We start from the raw sequence: 16813 nt of genomic DNA, 5'->3' as shown, positions 1-16813 counted from the left end.
CACCTGTCGTGAAAGGACCTTCATGCCGTCACGCCGTATAGCCGCAGCCACCGCCGCCCTGGCCGCTGTGGCTCTCGTCTCCCCGCTGCTGCTCGCCGGCCCCGCCGGCGCCACCAGCCCCCAGAGCGACGCCGCCAAGGGCGACGCGCTGGCCAAGAAGCTGGTCAAGGAGGCGACCGGCAAGGGCGCCAACAACCACCTGAAGGTCTTCCAGTCGATCGCCGACTACAACAAGGGCACGCGCGTGGCCGGCTCCAAGGGCCACGTGCAGTCCGCCCAGTACGTCGAAGCCGTCATGCGCGCGGCCGGTTACAAGGTGACGAAGAACGAGTTCGACTTCGTGTACGTCGAGACCGTCGCGGAAAAGCTGACGGTGAACGGCGCGAATGGGCGCGACGTCCCGATCCACCTGATGACGTACACCGCGAGCGGCCCGGAGGAGGGCGTCAAGGCGCAGGTCGCCGTCGCGCCCGTCGACGCCGACGGTACGAACGGCTGCGAGCCCGGCGACTTCGCCGCCGGCGCCTTCACCGGCAAGATCGCCCTGGTCAAGCGCGGCGGCTGCACCTTCGCGGTGAAGCAGCAGAACGCGGCGGCGGCCGGCGCGGTCGGCGCGATCATCTACAACAACACCGCGGGCGCCCTGAACGGCACCCTGGGCGCTCCGGACGCGGGCAAGGTCCCCACCGGCGGCGTCAGCCAGGAGGAGGGCGAGAAGCTCGCCGCCGAGGCTGCGGCCGGTCCGGTCGAGGTCACCCTGGACATCCGCGAGTTCCGCGAGAACCGCAAGACCTACAACGTCATCGCGGAGACGAAGGGCGGCGACGAGAACAACACCGTCTTCCTCGGCGCGCACCTCGACTCGGTCGCGGCGGGCCCCGGCATCAACGACAACGGCTCCGGCTCGGCCGGCATCCTCCAGGTCGCGCAGCGGCTCGCGAGCAGCCAGACGAAGATCAAGAACAAGGTCAAGTTCGCCTGGTGGTCGGCGGAGGAGTTCGGCCTGCTCGGCTCCGAGGCGTACGTCGGCGGGCTGACGGACGCGCAGAAGAAGCAGATCAAGCTCTACCTGAACTTCGACATGATCGCCTCGCCGAACGCGGCGTACTTCGTCTACGACGGCGACGACTCCGACAAGGTCGGCTCGGGCCCCGGCCCGGAGGGCTCCGCGCAGCTGGAGAAGGGGATCACCGACTTCCTCGACGCCCAGAAGATCCCGCACGAGGGCTCGGACTTCACCGGCCGCTCGGACTACGGCCCGTTCATCGAGGCCGGCATCCCCTCCGGTGGTACGGACACGGGTGCCGAGGGCATCAAGACCGCCGCGCAGGCCGCGAAGTTCGGCGGTCAGGCCGGTGTCGCCTACGACGTGAACTACCACGGCAAGGGTGACGACATCAACAACATCGACCAGAAGGCGCTCGACATCAACGTCGACGTCATCGCGAACGCGGTCGGCCACTACGCGTACGACCTGGCCCCGCTGTCGCAGCCGGTCGTCTCGAAGCCGACGAACGGCGGCGGGGGCAGCGGCGGCGGTCTGCGCGAGGGCCACGACCACGACGTCGCCCAGTAGGAGCGATGCGCAGGAACCACGCGTAGGAACCACGCCTGGGCACCACGCGGCAGGCGCCGGACCAGCCGCGCAGGGGCCGGGATTCCCGTCAGGGGGTCCCGGCCCCTGCCGCTGCTCCGGTCACCCGGCGGCCGGGCCCGGCGGCCAGGGGGCGGCGGCGACCGGCTGGACGAGCCAGCCGAAGTCGCCCAGGCCTCCGCGCGCGGTGAGCTCCGCCGCCTCGCCCGCCGCCGACAGGGCGCGGACGTACGCCACCGGGTCGGACGAGGCCAGGGCCAGCGGCGGCCGGGCGCCCGAGACGCCGAGGGCGGTCAGGGCCTGCCGCTGGGTGAGCAGGGTGGCGCCCGGTCCCGCGCAGGCGTCCAGTGCCACGTGCGCGGTGACGTCGCAGCTGCCGTCCGGGACCGGGGGGACCTCCCGGCCCGCGCGGAAGCCGGTGAGGGTGCCGTACGGGGGCCGGGCCGCGCGGGTGTGGGCGTAGTCCACCGCCACCGCCAGGCCCGCTTCCAGGGTCGCGACGGCCGCCGCCCAGGCCTCGTCGCGGGGGCGCCCGATCTCGGCCCGGCCCGGGCCCGGCCACCACCGCTCCAGCCAGGCCCGGTCCGCCTCCTCCAGGGGGCCGCCGGGGCTCTCCGTACCGTCGGGCGCGACCGTGACGTACCGGCCGTCCTCGGCGACGTCCAGCGCCACGTTGTCCAGCCACTCGTTCGCGAAGAGCAGCCCCGTAGTCCCTTCGGGCGGTGCGGGGACCCAGCGGATCCCGGGGTCCAGCCCCTCGGGCCGGGCCGCGCGCTCCACGGCGTACGGGCGCACCCGCGCCGCCACCGGCTCCGGGAGGGCGGCGAGCACCCCGGACAGCAGCTCGCCCCGCCCGGCTCCCACGTCGACCAGGTCCAGCCCCGAGGGGTGCCCGAGCGCCTCGTCCACCGTGAGGAGGAGGCGGGCCACGGCCCCCGCGTACAGCGCCGAGGCGTGCACGGAGGTCCGGAAGTGACCCGCGGGACCGGGCCCGCCGGGCCGTACGTAGAAGCCCCCGGGCCCGTACAGGGCCGCCTCCATCGCCGTCCGCCACCGAACCGGACCCATGCGTTCCCCCTGAGTGCTCATCACCCGAAGGCTAAGCTCACCCTCCACCTTCGGGAGTACACCGCCCCCGGTCGGATCGCACCTGTGGTTGACTCCAGCACCTATCTCCGTTGCCTACTCTGGGTTACGTGCAGCGCCTCTACGATTTCCTCCGCAGACACCCGACGGGCGTCGACAGCTTCTGGGCTGTCCTCCTGTGCGGGATCGCGATGCTGGAGATCGCCGACAACAACTTCGCCGGCACCGCCTCGCGGCTGCTCGCCGTCCCCTCGGTGCTCGCCATGGGCGCCGTCGTGTCCCTGCGCCGCAAGTGGACCCAGCCGATGTTCTGGCTGGCCGTCGGCACCGGGGTCTACCAGCTGCTGACCGGCACGGACGTGCACACCGGCGACCTGGGCATGCTGGTCATCCTCTACACGGTCGCGGCCGCGGCCGACATCTCGCGCCGGGTGTCCCGTACCGCCTTCGCCATCGGGCTGACGGCCGCACCCCTCTACGCCCTGCGCTTCCACGTGGACAAGGGCGACACCACCGACAACGTCTTCTTCACCCTGTTCGCCGTCGTCCCCTTCGCCCTCGCCTGGGTACTCGGCGACTCGCTGCGCACCCGCCGGGCCTACTACGCCCAGCTCGTCGAGCGGAACCAGCGGCTGGAGAAGGAGCGCGAGGCCCAGGCCAAGGTGGCCGTCGCCGCCGAACGCGCCCGGATCGCCCGCGAGCTCCACGACGTCGTCGCGCACAACGTCTCGGTGATGGTGGTCCAGGCCGACGGCGCCGCGTACGTCATGGACGTGGCACCGGAACAGGCCAAGGAGGCCCTCCAGACCATCTCCGGCACCGGCCGCCAGGCCCTGGCCGAGATGCGGCGGCTGCTGGGCGTGCTGCGCACCGGCGAGCCGCAGGAGTCCGAGGACTACGTGCCCCAGCCGGACGTCGAGCAGATCGAGGTGCTGGTCGAGCAGGTCCGGGCGGCCGGGCTCTCGGTGGACTTCGCGGTCGAGGGCACCCCGCGGCGGCTGCCGAGCGGGGTCGAGCTGACCGCTTACCGGATCGTGCAGGAGGCGCTGACCAACACGCGCAAGCACGGCGGCCCGGACGCGAAGGCCAGCGTCCGGCTGGTCTACTTCGACGACGGCCTCGGCCTCCTCGTCGAGGACGACGGCCGGGGCGCGGCGCACGAACTGTACGAGGACGGCGGCGCCGACGGCGCCGGACACGGGCTGATCGGCATGCGGGAACGCATCGGTATGGTCGGAGGCACCCTGGACGCGGGCCCGCGTCCCGGCGGCGGATTCCGGATCAGCGCACTGCTCCCGCTCAACAAGAAGAGATGACGAGGACGAGGTAACCGATGTCCATCCGAGTGATGCTGGTCGACGACCAGATGCTGCTGCGCACCGGCTTCCGGATGGTGCTCGCCGCCCAGCCCGACATGGAGGTCGTCGCCGAGGCGGGGGACGGGCTGGAGGCGCTGGAGGTGCTGCGGGCCACCAAGGTGGACGTGGTGCTGATGGACGTCCGGATGCCGCGGCTCGACGGGGTCGAGGCGACGCGGCGCATCTGCCAGCTGCCGGAGCACCCCAAGGTGATCATCCTGACCACCTTCGACCTGGACGAGTACGCGTTCTCGGGCCTGAAGGCCGGCGCGAGCGGCTTCATGCTGAAGGACGTCCCGCCGTCGGAGCTGCTGGCCGCGATCCGCTCGGTGCACAGCGGCGACGCGGTGGTCGCCCCGTCGACGACGCGGAGGCTGCTGGACCGCTTCGCCCCGATGCTGCCGACCACGACGGCGGAGCCGCGGAACAAGGAGGTCGAGCGGCTGACGGAGCGCGAGCGGGAGGTCATGCTGCTGGTGGCCCAGGGCCTGTCGAACGGCGAGATCGCGGCGCGGCTGGTCCTCTCGGAGGCCACGGTGAAGACCCACGTGGGCCGCATCCTGACGAAGCTGGGCCTGCGCGACCGCGTCCAGGTCGTGGTCCTGGCGTACGAGACGGGCCTGGTCCGCGCGGGCGGCCTCTAGGCCGTCCAGGGGCTCCGGGGGCCCTGCGTCAGGTCATCCAGCGGTCCGGGCGGGCCGTCGCGCGGGAGGTGCGGGAGCGGGCCGCCTGCGCGGGCAGCAGGTCGGCGGCCTCCGCCGTGGGCCGCAGGCGGGCGGTGACGGTGGCGTTGGCCCCGGTGTCCACGTGCAGGTCGGCCACGCCGCGGGCGCGTTCCCAGGGGCCCTGGGTGAGCCGGACGCTCTGGACCTTCGCGTGCGGGACGATCTCCGTACGGCGGCACAGCCGCCCCCTGCGCGCGGCGAACACGTCCTCGGACACGGCCAGGGCGTAGCCCTTCCACCAGACCGGGACCACCCACCGCGCGCCGGCCCCCGGGGCCGGGCTGAAGGACAGCGCCGCCAGGTCCACCCCCGGCAGCACCCGCGCGATCACCGCGTACGCGGCGTCCCGGGCGGCCACCGGTACCAGGACGTCGTTCTTCGAGCCGGCCACCGCCAGCTCCACCCGGACCCAGCCGCGCCTGCGCCACAGCAGCGGCTCGACGATCCGTACGGTCTGCACGCGCCCCGGCGGCACCGTCTCGTGGGCCCGGTCGAGCAGCCCGTGGTCGATCCTGAGCCCGTCGGGGGACTCCGCGACCGTCCAGTCGTACTCGGTGAGGAAGCGGCCCGCCGTCCCGGCCCAGACCCCTCCGACGAACGGGAGCAGGGTGACGGCGGTCGCCCAGACGCTCCCCGTGAACCACCACACCACGACCGGCGCCACCAGCCCCGCGGCCAGCGCCGCCCACGCGGACAGGGTCAGTACGAGCGACACCGCCAGGTCCCGCGGCAGGACCCTCAGCAGCCCCCGCTCCGGGGCCTCGCCGACCGCGGCGGCCTCGGCCGGGGCGAAGCCCGCCGCCCGGGCCAGCAGCTCGGCGCGCAGTGCGACGGCGTCCCGCTCGCCGAGGTAGGCGAGCTCGTCCTTGGCCTCGGCGCCGATGACGTCGAGCCGCAGCTTCGCGACCCCGGCGACCCGGGCGAGCAGGGGCCGGGTGACGTCCACGGCCTGGATCCGGTCGAGCCGGATGTGGGCGGTGCGCCGGAAGATCAGCCCGCTGCGGATGCGCAGCTCGGCGTCGGTGACGGCGTAGTGCGTGAACCACCAGCTCAGGAACCCGTAGGCGCCGAAGACGAGGACCAGGCCGGCCAGCACCGCGATCCGCAGCAGCCCGGACAGGTCCGCGATCCACTCCCCGGCCCGCTCCCCCTGCTGGGCGATCACGCCGATGGTCGCGGCGATCGGCACCCACGCGCGCAGCAGCGGGGTGAGGAAGTGCAGCCGGCGCTCCCGGCCGGCCTCGGCGCTCACAGCCCGGCCGACCTTGCCTCGCCGAGCTCGGACAGCCGGTCGCGCAGCCGCTCGGCCTCGGCCGGGTCCAGCCCGGGGATCCGGGCGTCGGTGGCGGCGGCCGCGGTGTGCAGCTGTACGGAGGCCAGCCCGAAGCGGCGTTCCAGCGGCCCGGAGGTCACCTCGACCAGCTGCATCCGGCCGTACGGGACCACGGTCTGCTCCCGCCACAGGACGCCCCGGCTGATCAGCAGGTCGTCGGCGCGCTCGGCGTACCGCCAGGACCGCCAGTTCCGGCCGAGGAGCACCCAGCCCCAGGCCAGCACCGCGGGCCAGAAGGCGCCGAAAGCGGCCCACGCCGGTCCGGCGGTGAGGCCCAGTACGACCGCCGTCACCGCCGTGAGCAGCATCATCCACATCACCAGCAGCAGCCGACGCAGGGTGAGCAGCCCGCCCGGCAGCCCCACCCACTCGGGTCCGCTCGTCCCGCCCGTTGTCCCGGTTCCCATGCATACACCCTAGGGCTGAGACAATGCGGCCATGACGGAGACGACGGTCGGCATCGGCGGAGCGGCGGAGAGCACCGACATGGTGCTCAACATCGGGCCGCAGCACCCTTCCACGCACGGCGTGCTGCGCCTGCGCCTCGTCCTGGACGGCGAGCGCATCGTCAGCGCCGAACCGGTGGTCGGCTATATGCACCGGGGCGCCGAGAAGCTCTTCGAGGCCCGTGACTACCGGCAGATCGTGATGCTCGCGAACCGCCACGACTGGCTGTCCGCGTTCTCCAACGAGCTCGGCGTGGTCATGGCCGTCGAGCGGATGCTGGGCATGGAGGTCCCCGAGCGGGCCGTGTGGATGCGGACGCTGCTGGCCGAGCTGAACCGGGTGCTGAACCACCTGATGTTCCTCGGCTCGTACCCCCTCGAACTGGGCGGCATCACGCCGATCTTCCACGCGTTCCGCGAGCGCGAGGAGCTCCAGGCGGTGATGGAGGAGATCTCCGGCGGCCGCATGCACTACATGTTCAACCGCGTCGGCGGCCTCAAGGAGGACCTCCCGGCAGGCTGGCTCGGCCGGGCCCGCGAGGCGATCGCGGACGTCCGCACCCGCATGGACGTGTACGACAAGCTGGTCCACGGCAACGAGATCTTCCGCGGCCGCACGCGCGGGGTGGGCGTGCTGTCGGCGGAGGCCGTGCACGCGTACGGGGTCTCCGGACCGATCGCCCGCGCCTCCGGCGTCGACTTCGACCTGCGGCGCGACGAGCCGTACCTGGCGTACGGCGAGCTCCAGGACGTCCTGAAGGTGGTCACCCGGACCGAGGGCGACTGCCTGGCCCGCTTCGAGGTGCTGCTCGACCAGACGCACAACGCCCTCGACCTCGCCGTCGCCTGCCTGGACCGGATGGCGGAGCTCGCTCCGGGCCCGGTCAACCAGCGCCTGCCGAAGGTGCTCAAGGCGCCCGAGGGCAGCACGTACGCCTGGACCGAGAACCCGCTGGGCATCAACGGCTACTACCTGGTGTCCAAGGGCGAGAAGACCCCGTACCGGCTCAAGCTGCGCTCGGCGTCCTACAACAACATCCAGGCGCTGGCCGTGCTGCTGCCCGGACAGCTGGTCGCGGACATGGTGTCGATCCTGGGCTCGCTGTTCTTCGTCGTCGGGGACATCGACAAGTAGCCGTAAATACGGCCAGGTTCGGGCAGACGCCCCCTAGGGTGACCGCATGACCACTGGCATATTCGCGGACTACCTGCGCCGGCTCGGGATCAGCGACCCCGGCGCCCCCTCCGCCCGGGGGCTGTTCGCCCTCCAGCGGGCCCACCTGGAGCGCGTTCCGTACGAGAACGTCGACATCCAGCTGGGGCGGCCGCCGGGCATCGACCCGCTGCTGTCGGTGCGCCGCCTCGCCGCCGGGCGGGGCGGGTACTGCTTCCACCTCAACGGCGCCTTCGCCGCGCTCCTCGAAGCCCTGGGGTACGACGTGACCCGCCATGTCGGCGGTGTGTACAAGGAGCCCGACGCGCGGGGCGTCGGCGGTGACCACCTCGCGCTGACCGTCAGGGTGGACGGGGCGGTCTACTTCGTGGACACCGGGCTCGGCGACGGCCCGTACGAGCCGCTGCCGCTGCGCGAGGGCAGCTACGAGCAGGGCGACTTCCGGTACGCGATGGAGCCCCTGGCCCCGCTGGACGGGGAGGGGCCGGGCTGGACCTACCGCAACCCGGGCGGCCCGTTCCCGGTCGTCAACTTCCGCTCGGCGCCCGCCACGACGGCCGATTTCGAGGCGGAACACCTGCGGCTGTCCACCTCGGAAGACTCCGGTTTCGTACGGACCTTCGCGGCGCTGCGGCGCGACGCCGACGGCATCGACGCGCTGCGCGGACGGGTGCTGAGCCGGATCGACCCGCTGAAGGGGGCATCGGAGCGGGAACTGGACACGCCCGAGGAGTTCTTCGCCGTGCTGGCCGGGTTGTTCGAGCGGAAGCTCGACGACCTGACGCCGGCGGACCGGGCGGCCCTGTGGGCCCGGGTGTGCCGGGCCCACGACGCGTGGCAGGCGACCCGGACGGGGTGACGCCCGGGCGCCGCTGTCGGTGCGAGGGTGCAGACTTGGGGCATGTCCCACTCCCCCCGGCGGGCCTGCCCCGCCTGCGGCCGCGACTGCGCCGTGACGGCCGGCCGGATCGCCCGCCACGACCCGCCCGCCGGGCGGGACCGCGGCGATCTGGTGTCCTGCCCCGGCTCCCGCGCCCGGGTGGTGCTCGGCGCCTCGGCGCCGACCCTGGACGGCTTCACCCTCGGACCGCACCCGGGACAGCTGCCGCTGTTCTAGGCCGTCCCTTCCGGGCCGCCGGCGCGCCCGCGCCTTGTGCACAGGCTGTGGACGGACGGCGCGGCGGAGCCCGGCCCGAGGGCCGGGGTCCTAGGAGATGGCGGTGCGGAGCTGGGCCACGTCGATCGGCTCGGTCTCGTCGTGGGCCGTCAGGTCGATGACCTGGCCCACCGCGCGCTGCTCGGCCGTCGCCGGCTTGAACTCCGGCCCGCTGTCGGCCCGTACGGACTCCGCCTTGTGCACCGCGAGGGCCTCGGCTCCGACCACGTCGGCCAGGTCCTCGTTCTGCACGGCGTCGATCACGGCGCGGGCCTGGGCGGCGTTCTTGGTGCCGAAGAAGTCGAAGCCGCCCTCGACGCGCGAGGCGGAGCGGCGCGGGGCCGCGTACGGGGCCACCGCGGTCGCCAGCCGGCGGGCCGGAACGGCTGCCGCCGGGCCCCCCGCCGCGGTACGGCCGTGCGGCTCGACGGGGGCGACCGGCGGGGCCGGGGCCGGACCGGCCTCCAGCGCCCTGGGCTTCGCCGCGGCCCGCTCCTCGGCCTTGCGCACCAGCGCCTCCATGGCCGCGCGGGCCCGGGCGTAGCCGATCGCGGTGGGCGCCCCGCTGCCGGTGCGCTCCTGCGAGACCGCCGGGAGTTCCTTCGGCCCGGCCGCCGGGGCCGAGGCGGCCTCGATGGCCAGCAGCCGGCGCCCTTCCAGGGCGCTGGCCCGCTCGGTCTCCGCGGTGGCGTACCGGCGCAGCAGCGCGGCGTGCTCACCGCGCAGGCCCGCCAGTTCGACGCGCTTGGCGCGCAGCTTCGCGTCGAGTTTGGCGCGCAGCACGCGGGCTTCTTCCAGATCGGATTCGAGCTCGGCTATCCGCTCTTCCGTCTTCCACTCGTCCTTGACCCGCTCGCGGGCGAGTTCGGCCACCCGGCGCCCGGCCGAGCGGTCCCAGGAGCGCATGAGGACGGCGCCGGTCACACCCGCGGCGGCCGTGAGGGCCACGAGCAGGCGGAGCGCGGTGCCGCCGTCGGAGGCCGAGAGCAGCCAGGCCGTGCCGGCGCCGGCCACGGAAACACCGGCGACGACCGTCGGCGTGAGCAGTCGGTGCAGAGGTTCGGGATTGCGGTGGCGTCCACGGGGCATGGCCTGAAATTTACAGGGCGTGGGCGGGGTGTGGGGTAGCCGCCCGGCAATCTCTTGCCGGGCAGTTACCCGTCATTTCTCCATCAATCGCGTAACTGATCTTGTTGGGGAGCTACTTCTTCAGCAGACCCTTGGATTCCAGGTAGGCCTTGGCCACATCGGCGGGCTTCGCGCGCTCCGCGTCGACCTTGCGGTTGAGGTCCACGAGGTCGGCGGTCGTCAGGGCCTTGGTGAGCTTGTCGAGCGCGGCGGCGACCTCGGGGCCGCCCGCGTCCTTGGCGTTGACGACCGGCAGGACGTTGTCGGCGTTCTGGAGCTTTTTGTCGTCCTCCAGCAGCACCAGGCCGTAGGTGTCGAGCGTGGCGTCGGTGGTCGTGGTGAGCACCAGCTGGTCCACGCCGTCCTTGACGGCCTGCTTGGCCTGCGGGGTGCCGACGCCCTTCGGGTCGATGCCGGCGACGGCAATTCCGTACGTCTTCTCCAGCCCGGGGGAGCAGAAGGGCCGGACGGCGCATTCGTCACCCGCCGCGATCTTCACCTTCAGTCCGGACCGGCCGAGGTCCGAAAGGGACTTCAGGTTGTTCTTCGTGGCGAATTCCTTGGTCACCGCGAATGCGTTCTGGTCGACGGCCGAGCCCGCCGCGAGGGCCTTGAGCCCGAGCGGGGCCGCGAGCTTCTCCAGCGCCGCCACCGTCGCCGCCGCGTCGCTGGAGGCGACCGGCTTGTCCTTCGGCGCGTCCTTGCCGTTGACCTTGGCGTTGAGGAACTCCGCGAGCGTGGCCGCGTACTCCGGGACGACGTCGATCTCGCCCTTCTCCAGCGAGGGCTCGTACAGCTCACGGTTGTTGACCGTGGTGATCGAGGTGGAGTAGCCGGCGTCCTTGAGGACCTGCGCGTACAGCTCCGCCAGCACGTTGGACTCGGTGAAGCCGGCCGCGCCGATCACCAGCTTGCCCTTGGCGCCCCCGTCCGAGGCCGAGGCCGCGTCGGACGAGCCGCCGTCCTTGGCCTTCTCCAGACTGTCGCCGCCGCACGCGGTGAGCGAGGCCGTCAGGGCCACCGCACCCAGTGCCGCGCCGAGGACACGCGTGGACTTGCTCATGGTTGCTCCTCCAAGGAGTCGGTACAGCGGGGAAGAAGAGGCGGACGGGGACCGCGGGAAGGCGTCAGCGGACCGCCGCCGGGCGGCGCAGCAGGAGCCGGTCGGCCGCCACCAGGACGCCCTCCACCAGCAGGGCCAGCAGCGCCACCAGCAGGGCGCCCGCGACCACCTGGGCGGTGTTGTACGTGTTGAAGCCGGCGGTGATGATGCGGCCCAGGCCGCCCTGGCCGACCATGGCCGCGATCGTGGCGGTGGCGATGACCTGGACGGCGCCCGAGCGCAGGCCCGTCATCACCAGTCCGCGCGCGAGCGGCAGTTCGACGCGCAGGAACAGCTGGACGCCGGACATGCCCATGCCGCGGGCGGCCTCGACCACCGAGCGGTCCACCTCGCGCATGCCCACGTACGCGTTGGTCAGCAGCGGCGGTATCGCGAACAGCACCAGCGCGACGATGGTCGGCAGGTACCCGGCGCTGCGCAGCGGCGAGACCATGAACAGGGCCAGCACGGCGAAGACGGGCACGGCCCGGCCGACGTTGGAGACGTTCACCGCGAGGGCCCCGCCCTTGCCGAGGTGGCCGAGCCACAGCCCGACCGGCAGGGCCACCGCGCAGGCGATGGCCAGGGCGATCCCGCTGACGTAGACGTGCTCGCCGAGCCGGTGCCAGACGCCGTTCTCGCCGGACCAGTTGGCGCCGTCCGCCAGCCAGTCCCAGGCCCCGCCCAGTACGCCCACGGCTCAGGCCTCCTTGATGCTGCGGGCATGGGCGCGCCGCGAGACGCGCGTCCACGGGGTGAGCAGCCGCTGCAGGCCGAGCAGCAGCAGGTCGGCCACCAGGGCGAGCAGCACGCACAGCACCGAGGCGGTGAGCACCTGGGCCTTGAAGGAGCTGTTCACGGCGGGGGCGATGAGGTTGCCCAGACCGCCCTTGCCGACGATCGACCCCACGGTCGTCAGTGCGACGGTGGAAACGGTGGCGATCCGGACACCGGCGAGCAGCGCGGGGAGCGCCAGCGGCAGTTCGACCTGCCACAGCAGCCGGCCCGGGCCGTACCCCATCCCGCGCGCGGCTTCGCGTACCTCCTCGGGGACGGCTTCCAGCCCGGCCAGCACGTTGCGCACGAGGATGGTCAGCGAGTACAGCACCAGGCCGGTCACCACCAGCGACGCCGAGAGCCCGAAGACCGGCAGCAGCAGGGAGAACATGGCCAGCGAGGGGACCGTGTACAGCAGGGTGGTCAAGCCGAGCACGGGGGCCGCCCAGCGCCGGCCGCGGCGGGCCAGCAGGGCGAGCGGCACGGACACGACGAGGCCGATGACCACGGACAGGCCGGTGATCCAGATGTGCTCGACGGTGGCGTCGGTGAGCTCCTGGGAGCGGGAACTGACGTACTCCCAGCAGATCCAGTCGTTCGCCACCAGGCAGCTCTGCCCGGCCATGTCCCCCACCCCCGTCCCGCTCCGCCGACCCGCCTACGAACACACGTCCGGCCAGAGCCGGTCGGACCGACCATAACCCGCACGACCGACAATGGCCGGAATCCTTCGCAGTCGGGCAACACGCCCTTCACAAATGGCGCCCGGGAGTGAGGAAGGATGGCGATGTGATCCGATTCGAGCAAGTGACCAAGCGCTACCCCGACGGGACGACCGCCGTCCGGGACCTGTCCTTCGAGGTCGCGGAGGGCGAGCTGGTCACGCTGGTGGGGCCGTCCGGCTGCGGCAAGACGACGACGATGAAGATGGTCAACCGGCTGATCGAGCCGACGTCCGGCCGGATCCTGCTGGGCGGCGAGGACATCGCCGCCGCCGATCCCGTCGAGCTGCGCCGCCGGATCGGGTACGTCATCCAGCAGGTCGGGCTGTTCCCGCACAAGACGGTGCTGGAGAACACGGCGACCGTGCCGCAGCTCCTCGGCACCCCCCGCGCCAAGGCCCGCGCCCGCGCGTCCGAACTGCTGGAGCTCGTCGGACTGGACCCGGCGGTCTACGGGGGCCGGTACCCGGAGCAGCTCTCCGGCGGGCAGCGCCAGCGGGTCGGCGTGGCCCGTGCGCTGGCGGCCGATCCTCCGGTGCTGCTGATGGACGAGCCGTTCGGCGCGGTGGACCCGGTGGTGCGCGAGCGGCTCCAGAACGAGTTCCTGACCCTGCAGAAGACGGTCCGCAAGACGATCCTGCTGGTCACGCACGACCTGGAGGAGGCCATCCGGCTCGGTGACCGGATAGCGGTCTACGGGGCGGGCACCATCGAGCAGTTCGCGAAGCCGGCCACCGTGCTGGCGGCTCCGGCCACCGACTACGTCGCCTCCTTCGTCGGCGCCGACCGGGGCCTCAAGCGCCTGGCGGTCACCCCCGTCGGGGCGGCGGACCTGACCTCGGCGGACCCCGCGCGCGAAAAGGCCCCCAGCGCCTCGGTGGCACTGGGGGCGAGTCTGCGCGAGGCGCTCGCGGCGCTGCTGCAGGAGGATTCGGGCCGGATCGGGGTCACGGACCCGGACACCGGCGCGCTGGTCGGCGTACTCACCCCGGAGGGCGTACACCGGGCCCTGCGCCGGGCCCGGCTCCAGGAGGCCTGACCCGACCGCGGCTCAGGCCTGGATGCGGCTGCTCATCCACGTCAGCATCGGCGGGATCTCGCGCCGCCAGGTGTTGAAGTTGTGGCCGCCGCTGTCGAGGATGATCGAGGAGACCCGGTCCGGGCCCTTGACCAGCTTGATGAACTCCCGGGTGTCACCGAGGTTCGGCTCGCCCTTCTCGCTGCTGGTCACCAGGAACGACGTACCGGCCGGCTTCTTGCCCTTCATGCTGTGGAGCACGTCCGCGCGCTTCTTCAGCTTGTCGTCGCCGTGGAAGAGGTCACCGGTCGTCGGGTCGTCCGGGGCCTCGTAGTACGCGGACAGGCCCGCGGCCGCGCCGAAGGTCTGCGGGTAGTGCGCGGCGATCTTCAGGGCGCAGTAGCCGCCCGTGGAGTTCCCGATGAAGCCCATGTTCTGGGGCTTCTTGCCGACCCGGAAGGTGCTCTGGATGGCCTGCGGCAGGTCCTGGCCGAAGAAGGTCTCGGTCTGCGGTCCGCCGGGTATGTCGACGCACTCGGTGTCGCGCGGGGGCGCGACGGTCGGCCGGAGCATGACCAGGATCATCGGCTTCATCTTGCCCGACTTGGACAGGCTGAAGGCCTTCATCGGGTAGTCGAGCCCCTTGATCAGGTTCTCGGCGGTGCCCGGGTAGCCGGTCAGGACGATGGACGCCGGGAAGTTGTCGTTCTTGTGCTGCGGCTGGAAGTACTCCGGCGGCAGCCACACGTACCCGGGGCTCGTTATCTTCGACTTCTGCCCGGTTATGGCAACCTTCAGGATCTGGCCGCCGACCTGGGGCTTGGCGCCCCCGGGGACGTCCAGCTTCTGCTTGTCGACGACCTTGATGTCCTGGCTGCTCATGGAGTGGTCGACGACCTTGCCCATCGACGTCTCCTGGCCGAAGAGGTCGGCCCAGGAACCGTAGAAGAGGAACGACTTGTTCGCCCCGAGACCCACTGCCGCGAACAGCGCCAGCTGCGTCGCGAGCAGGAGCCCGATCCGGCCCACGTACGCGCGCCAGGTGCGGCCCGAGAGCCGCGGCCAGAACCAGACCGTGGCCGCGAACAGCAGCACACCGGCGATGATGGCCAGGACCAGAACCGTATTACTGGTGAGACCCATGAGCAGTCAGTCGACTTTCTGATGGCAGGACTAGTTTTTTCCGACGGAAGAGTGAACCCGCTCGTCCTCGATGTCGTCCTAATGGACGCACCACACACCGGAGGCTGTCGCGGCCTTCGGCCACATGATCTCTCGCGGAGCAACGGGAAGCGATGTCTAGCAGGATAGATGGCGATAAGTCCGGACAGGTTCCGAAGCGGGTCAGCCGAATCCTCCGAGGCCCACGACCGGAGACCGTGCCCGGCCTGGTGGGCACGGCCGTCATGGTCGTCGGCCTGCTGGACGTCGCGGCGGGCGTCTTCCCGCGATTTCGGCACAGCCGGTTCCACACGGTCACCGAGGTGCTGCCCGGCTCCCTGGGCCCGTTCGCCGCGGCCCTCTCCATCAGCGCGGGCGTACTGATCCTGCTGCTGGCCCACGGCCTCAAGCGGCACAAGCGGCGCGCCTGGCGGGCCGCCGTCGTCCTGCTGCCCGCGGGCGCGGTGGCGCAGTTCACGTACCGGCACTCCGTCATCGGCGTGATCATCGCGGCGGTGCTCCTCGCGCTGCTGCTCCGCCACCAGAGCGAGTTCAAGGCGCTGCCGGACCCGCGCAGCCGCTGGAAGGCCCTGGCCAACTTCGTCCTGATGAGCGCCGGCTCCATCGGGCTCGGTCTGGTCATCGTCAACGTGCACCCGAACAAGGTCGTCGGCGATCCGAGCCTGTACGAGCAGATCACCCACGTCGTCTACGGCCTCTTCGGCTTCGAGGGCCCGGTGGACTACCTCGGCCGGGTGTCCTGGACCGTCGGGTACTCCCTCGGCGCCCTCGGCATGCTGACCGCGGTCACCACCATCTACCTGGCCTTCCGCCCGGAGCACCCGGCCGCGCAGCTCACCGCCGACGACGAGGCCAAGCTGCGCGAGCTGCTGGCCAAGCACGGCGGCCGCGACTCGCTCGGCCACTTCGCGCTCCGCCGCGACAAGGCCGTGGTCTTCTCCCCCAGCGGCAAGGCCGCCGTCACCTACCGCGTCGTCTCCGGCGTGATGCTCGCCTCCGGCGACCCGGTCGGCGACGTCGAGGCCTGGCCCGGCGCCATCGAGCGGTTCATGGAGGAGGCCAAGGCCCACTCCTGGACCCCGGCCGTCATGGGCTGCAGCGAGACCGGCGGCGAGGTCTGGACCCGCGAGACCGGTCTGGACGCCCTGGAGCTGGGTGACGAGGCGATTGTCGATGTCAAAGACTTCTCACTGTCGGGCCGCGCCATGCGCAACGTCCGCCAGATGGTGAAGCGCATCGAGCGCAACGGCTACACCACCAAGGTCCGCCGGGTGAGCGAGCTCACCGAGCTGGAGCTGGAGCAGGTCCGCGGCGCCGCGGACGCGTGGCGCGGCACCGACACCGAGCGCGGCTTCTCCATGGCCCTGGGCCGCGTCGGCGACCCGGGCGACGGGGACTGCTTCATCGCCACCGCCCACCGCGTGGAGGAGGGCGACACCAGCCCGTTCGGGGACCTGAAGGCCGTACTGCACTTCGTCCCGTGGGGCAGCGACGGCATGTCGCTGGAGCTGATGCGCCGCGACCGCGCCGCCGACCCCGGCATGAACGAGCTGCTGATCGTGGCCTCGCTGGAGGCCGCTCCCGCGCTGAAGATCGAGAAGGTCTCGCTGAACTTCGCGATGTTCCGCTCGGCGCTGGCCCGCGGCGAGAAGATCGGCGCCGGACCGGTGCTGCGGATGTGGCGCGGCCTGCTGGTGTTCCTGTCGCGCTGGTTCCAGATCGAGTCGCTGTACAAGTTCAACGCGAAGTTCCGCCCGCGCTGGGAGCCCCGCTTCGTGGTCTTCCGGCAGACCCGCGACCTGCCCCGCATCGGCTTCGCGGCGATGCAGGCCGAGGGCTTCGTGACGCTGGCCCTCCCCCGGCTGTTCGCCAGCCGGCGCCGCCCCAAGCCGGTCCGCACCTGCGCCCACAACCACGTCGTGGCGAAGGTGCCGGCCCAGGCGGAACGCGAGTGCCAGGCGGCCTGACCGCGCCCCGGCCCGGCGCGCGGCGCGTGCGCACCCGGACCCGGG

At 72.2% G+C, this 16813-nt stretch carries 16 protein-coding genes; 8 read left to right on the top strand and 8 right to left on the bottom strand.

Annotation, left to right across the window (positions count from 1 at the left end; genetic code table 11):
- Positions 1-22: 22 nt before the first annotated feature.
- Positions 23-1576, top strand: a complete 1554-nt coding sequence (locus ACZ4TG_RS07370) for a M28 family metallopeptidase (protein WP_468160353.1) — start codon at positions 23-25, stop codon at positions 1574-1576.
- A gap of 120 nt (positions 1577-1696) precedes the next feature.
- Here ACZ4TG_RS07370 and ACZ4TG_RS07365 read toward each other — a convergent pair whose 3' ends face one another.
- The gene (locus ACZ4TG_RS07365) at positions 1697-2683 is read right to left on the bottom strand and encodes an SAM-dependent methyltransferase (protein ID WP_468160352.1); all 987 of its coding nucleotides are present in this window, start codon (positions 2681-2683) and stop codon (positions 1697-1699) included.
- 107 nt (positions 2684-2790) lie between these two features.
- Between ACZ4TG_RS07365 and ACZ4TG_RS07360 the strand changes: the two genes are divergently transcribed.
- Both ACZ4TG_RS07360 and ACZ4TG_RS07355 read left to right on the top strand, forming a co-directional pair.
- Positions 2791-3996 (top strand): sensor histidine kinase, encoded by a 1206-nt coding sequence (locus ACZ4TG_RS07360; protein WP_468160351.1) that lies wholly within the window; start codon positions 2791-2793, stop codon positions 3994-3996.
- Between the two features lie 17 nt (positions 3997-4013).
- On the top strand, positions 4014-4682 hold the full coding sequence (locus tag ACZ4TG_RS07355) for a response regulator transcription factor (RefSeq protein ID WP_468160350.1): 669 nt from the start codon (positions 4014-4016) through the stop codon (positions 4680-4682).
- 28 nt (positions 4683-4710) lie between these two features.
- On the opposite strand, the gene ACZ4TG_RS07350 is transcribed toward ACZ4TG_RS07355, so the two are convergent.
- Both ACZ4TG_RS07350 and ACZ4TG_RS07345 read right to left on the bottom strand, forming a co-directional pair.
- Positions 4711-6015: a PH domain-containing protein gene (locus tag ACZ4TG_RS07350; RefSeq protein WP_468160349.1), complete on the bottom strand. Its 1305-nt coding sequence runs from the start codon at positions 6013-6015 to the stop codon at positions 4711-4713.
- Positions 6012-6503, bottom strand: a complete 492-nt coding sequence (locus ACZ4TG_RS07345; protein ID WP_468160348.1) for a PH domain-containing protein — start codon at positions 6501-6503, stop codon at positions 6012-6014. Before ACZ4TG_RS07345 ends, ACZ4TG_RS07350 begins: the two co-directional genes overlap by 4 nt.
- A 31-nt stretch (positions 6504-6534) precedes the next feature.
- On the opposite strand from ACZ4TG_RS07345, the gene ACZ4TG_RS07340 reads away from it, so the two are divergent.
- Genes ACZ4TG_RS07340 through ACZ4TG_RS07330 form a run of 3 tightly spaced genes read left to right on the top strand, consistent with a single transcriptional unit; the run spans position 6535 to position 8833 of the window.
- Positions 6535-7677 carry an NADH-quinone oxidoreductase subunit D gene (locus ACZ4TG_RS07340; protein ID WP_468160347.1) on the top strand — a complete coding sequence of 381 codons (1143 nt, stop codon included), beginning with the start codon at positions 6535-6537 and terminating at the stop codon, positions 7675-7677.
- 46 nt (positions 7678-7723) lie between these two features.
- Positions 7724-8575, top strand: coding sequence for an arylamine N-acetyltransferase family protein (locus ACZ4TG_RS07335; RefSeq protein WP_468160346.1), 852 nt, complete (start codon positions 7724-7726; stop codon positions 8573-8575).
- Positions 8576-8617: 42 nt separating this feature from the next.
- Positions 8618-8833, top strand: coding sequence for a hypothetical protein (locus tag ACZ4TG_RS07330; RefSeq protein ID WP_468160345.1), 216 nt, complete (start codon positions 8618-8620; stop codon positions 8831-8833).
- A 90-nt stretch (positions 8834-8923) separates the two neighbouring features.
- On the opposite strand, the gene ACZ4TG_RS07325 is transcribed toward ACZ4TG_RS07330, so the two are convergent.
- The 4 genes from ACZ4TG_RS07325 to ACZ4TG_RS07310 form a co-directional block, all read right to left on the bottom strand.
- Positions 8924-9961, bottom strand: coding sequence for a hypothetical protein (locus ACZ4TG_RS07325; protein WP_468160344.1), 1038 nt, complete (start codon positions 9959-9961; stop codon positions 8924-8926).
- A 112-nt stretch (positions 9962-10073) separates the two neighbouring features.
- Positions 10074-11063: an ABC transporter substrate-binding protein gene (locus ACZ4TG_RS07320; RefSeq protein WP_468160343.1), complete on the bottom strand. Its 990-nt coding sequence runs from the start codon at positions 11061-11063 to the stop codon at positions 10074-10076.
- Between the two features lie 64 nt (positions 11064-11127).
- A complete protein-coding gene (locus ACZ4TG_RS07315) occupies positions 11128-11799 on the bottom strand; it encodes an ABC transporter permease (protein WP_468160342.1) in 672 nt (223 codons plus the stop codon).
- 3 nt (positions 11800-11802) lie between these two features.
- Complete coding sequence (locus tag ACZ4TG_RS07310; protein ID WP_468160341.1) at positions 11803-12504, bottom strand: ABC transporter permease; 702 nt, start codon at positions 12502-12504, stop codon at positions 11803-11805.
- A gap of 164 nt (positions 12505-12668) precedes the next feature.
- Between ACZ4TG_RS07310 and ACZ4TG_RS07305 the strand changes: the two genes are divergently transcribed.
- Entirely contained in the window at positions 12669-13640 is a 972-nt protein-coding gene (locus ACZ4TG_RS07305) for an ABC transporter ATP-binding protein (RefSeq protein WP_468160340.1), read from the top strand.
- Positions 13641-13652: 12 nt separating this feature from the next.
- Here the strand turns inward: ACZ4TG_RS07305 and ACZ4TG_RS07300 are convergent, their stop codons facing one another.
- Complete coding sequence (locus ACZ4TG_RS07300) at positions 13653-14762, bottom strand: alpha/beta hydrolase (RefSeq protein ID WP_468160339.1); 1110 nt, start codon at positions 14760-14762, stop codon at positions 13653-13655.
- 152 nt (positions 14763-14914) lie between these two features.
- On the opposite strand from ACZ4TG_RS07300, the gene ACZ4TG_RS07295 reads away from it, so the two are divergent.
- Entirely contained in the window at positions 14915-16768 is a 1854-nt protein-coding gene (locus ACZ4TG_RS07295) for a phosphatidylglycerol lysyltransferase domain-containing protein (RefSeq protein ID WP_468160338.1), read from the top strand.
- Positions 16769-16813 lie beyond the last annotated feature (45 nt).

Source organism: Streptomyces sp. NPDC028314 (genome assembly GCF_055565795.1).
Note: the sequence above shows the minus strand (reverse complement) of the source record. Positions and strands in the feature narration are given on the sequence as shown.

What these genes read in the sequence shown, in the direction of transcription:
- ACZ4TG_RS07370 (WP_468160353.1), top strand. Translation starts at nt 23, where the DNA reads ATGCCGTCACGCCGTATAGCCGCAGCCACCGCCGCCCTGGCCGCTGTG.
- ACZ4TG_RS07365 (WP_468160352.1), bottom strand. Translation starts at nt 2,683, where the DNA reads ATGAGCACTCAGGGGGAACGCATGGGTCCGGTTCGGTGGCGGACGGCG.
- ACZ4TG_RS07355 (WP_468160350.1), top strand. Translation starts at nt 4,014, where the DNA reads ATGTCCATCCGAGTGATGCTGGTCGACGACCAGATGCTGCTGCGCACC.
- ACZ4TG_RS07345 (WP_468160348.1), bottom strand. Translation starts at nt 6,503, where the DNA reads ATGGGAACCGGGACAACGGGCGGGACGAGCGGACCCGAGTGGGTGGGG.
- ACZ4TG_RS07340 (WP_468160347.1), top strand. Translation starts at nt 6,535, where the DNA reads ATGACGGAGACGACGGTCGGCATCGGCGGAGCGGCGGAGAGCACCGAC.
- ACZ4TG_RS07335 (WP_468160346.1), top strand. Translation starts at nt 7,724, where the DNA reads ATGACCACTGGCATATTCGCGGACTACCTGCGCCGGCTCGGGATCAGC.
- ACZ4TG_RS07330 (WP_468160345.1), top strand. Translation starts at nt 8,618, where the DNA reads ATGTCCCACTCCCCCCGGCGGGCCTGCCCCGCCTGCGGCCGCGACTGC.
- ACZ4TG_RS07325 (WP_468160344.1), bottom strand. Translation starts at nt 9,961, where the DNA reads ATGCCCCGTGGACGCCACCGCAATCCCGAACCTCTGCACCGACTGCTC.
- ACZ4TG_RS07320 (WP_468160343.1), bottom strand. Translation starts at nt 11,063, where the DNA reads ATGAGCAAGTCCACGCGTGTCCTCGGCGCGGCACTGGGTGCGGTGGCC.
- ACZ4TG_RS07310 (WP_468160341.1), bottom strand. Translation starts at nt 12,504, where the DNA reads ATGGCCGGGCAGAGCTGCCTGGTGGCGAACGACTGGATCTGCTGGGAG.
- ACZ4TG_RS07300 (WP_468160339.1), bottom strand. Translation starts at nt 14,762, where the DNA reads ATGGGTCTCACCAGTAATACGGTTCTGGTCCTGGCCATCATCGCCGGT.
- ACZ4TG_RS07295 (WP_468160338.1), top strand. Translation starts at nt 14,915, where the DNA reads ATGTCTAGCAGGATAGATGGCGATAAGTCCGGACAGGTTCCGAAGCGG.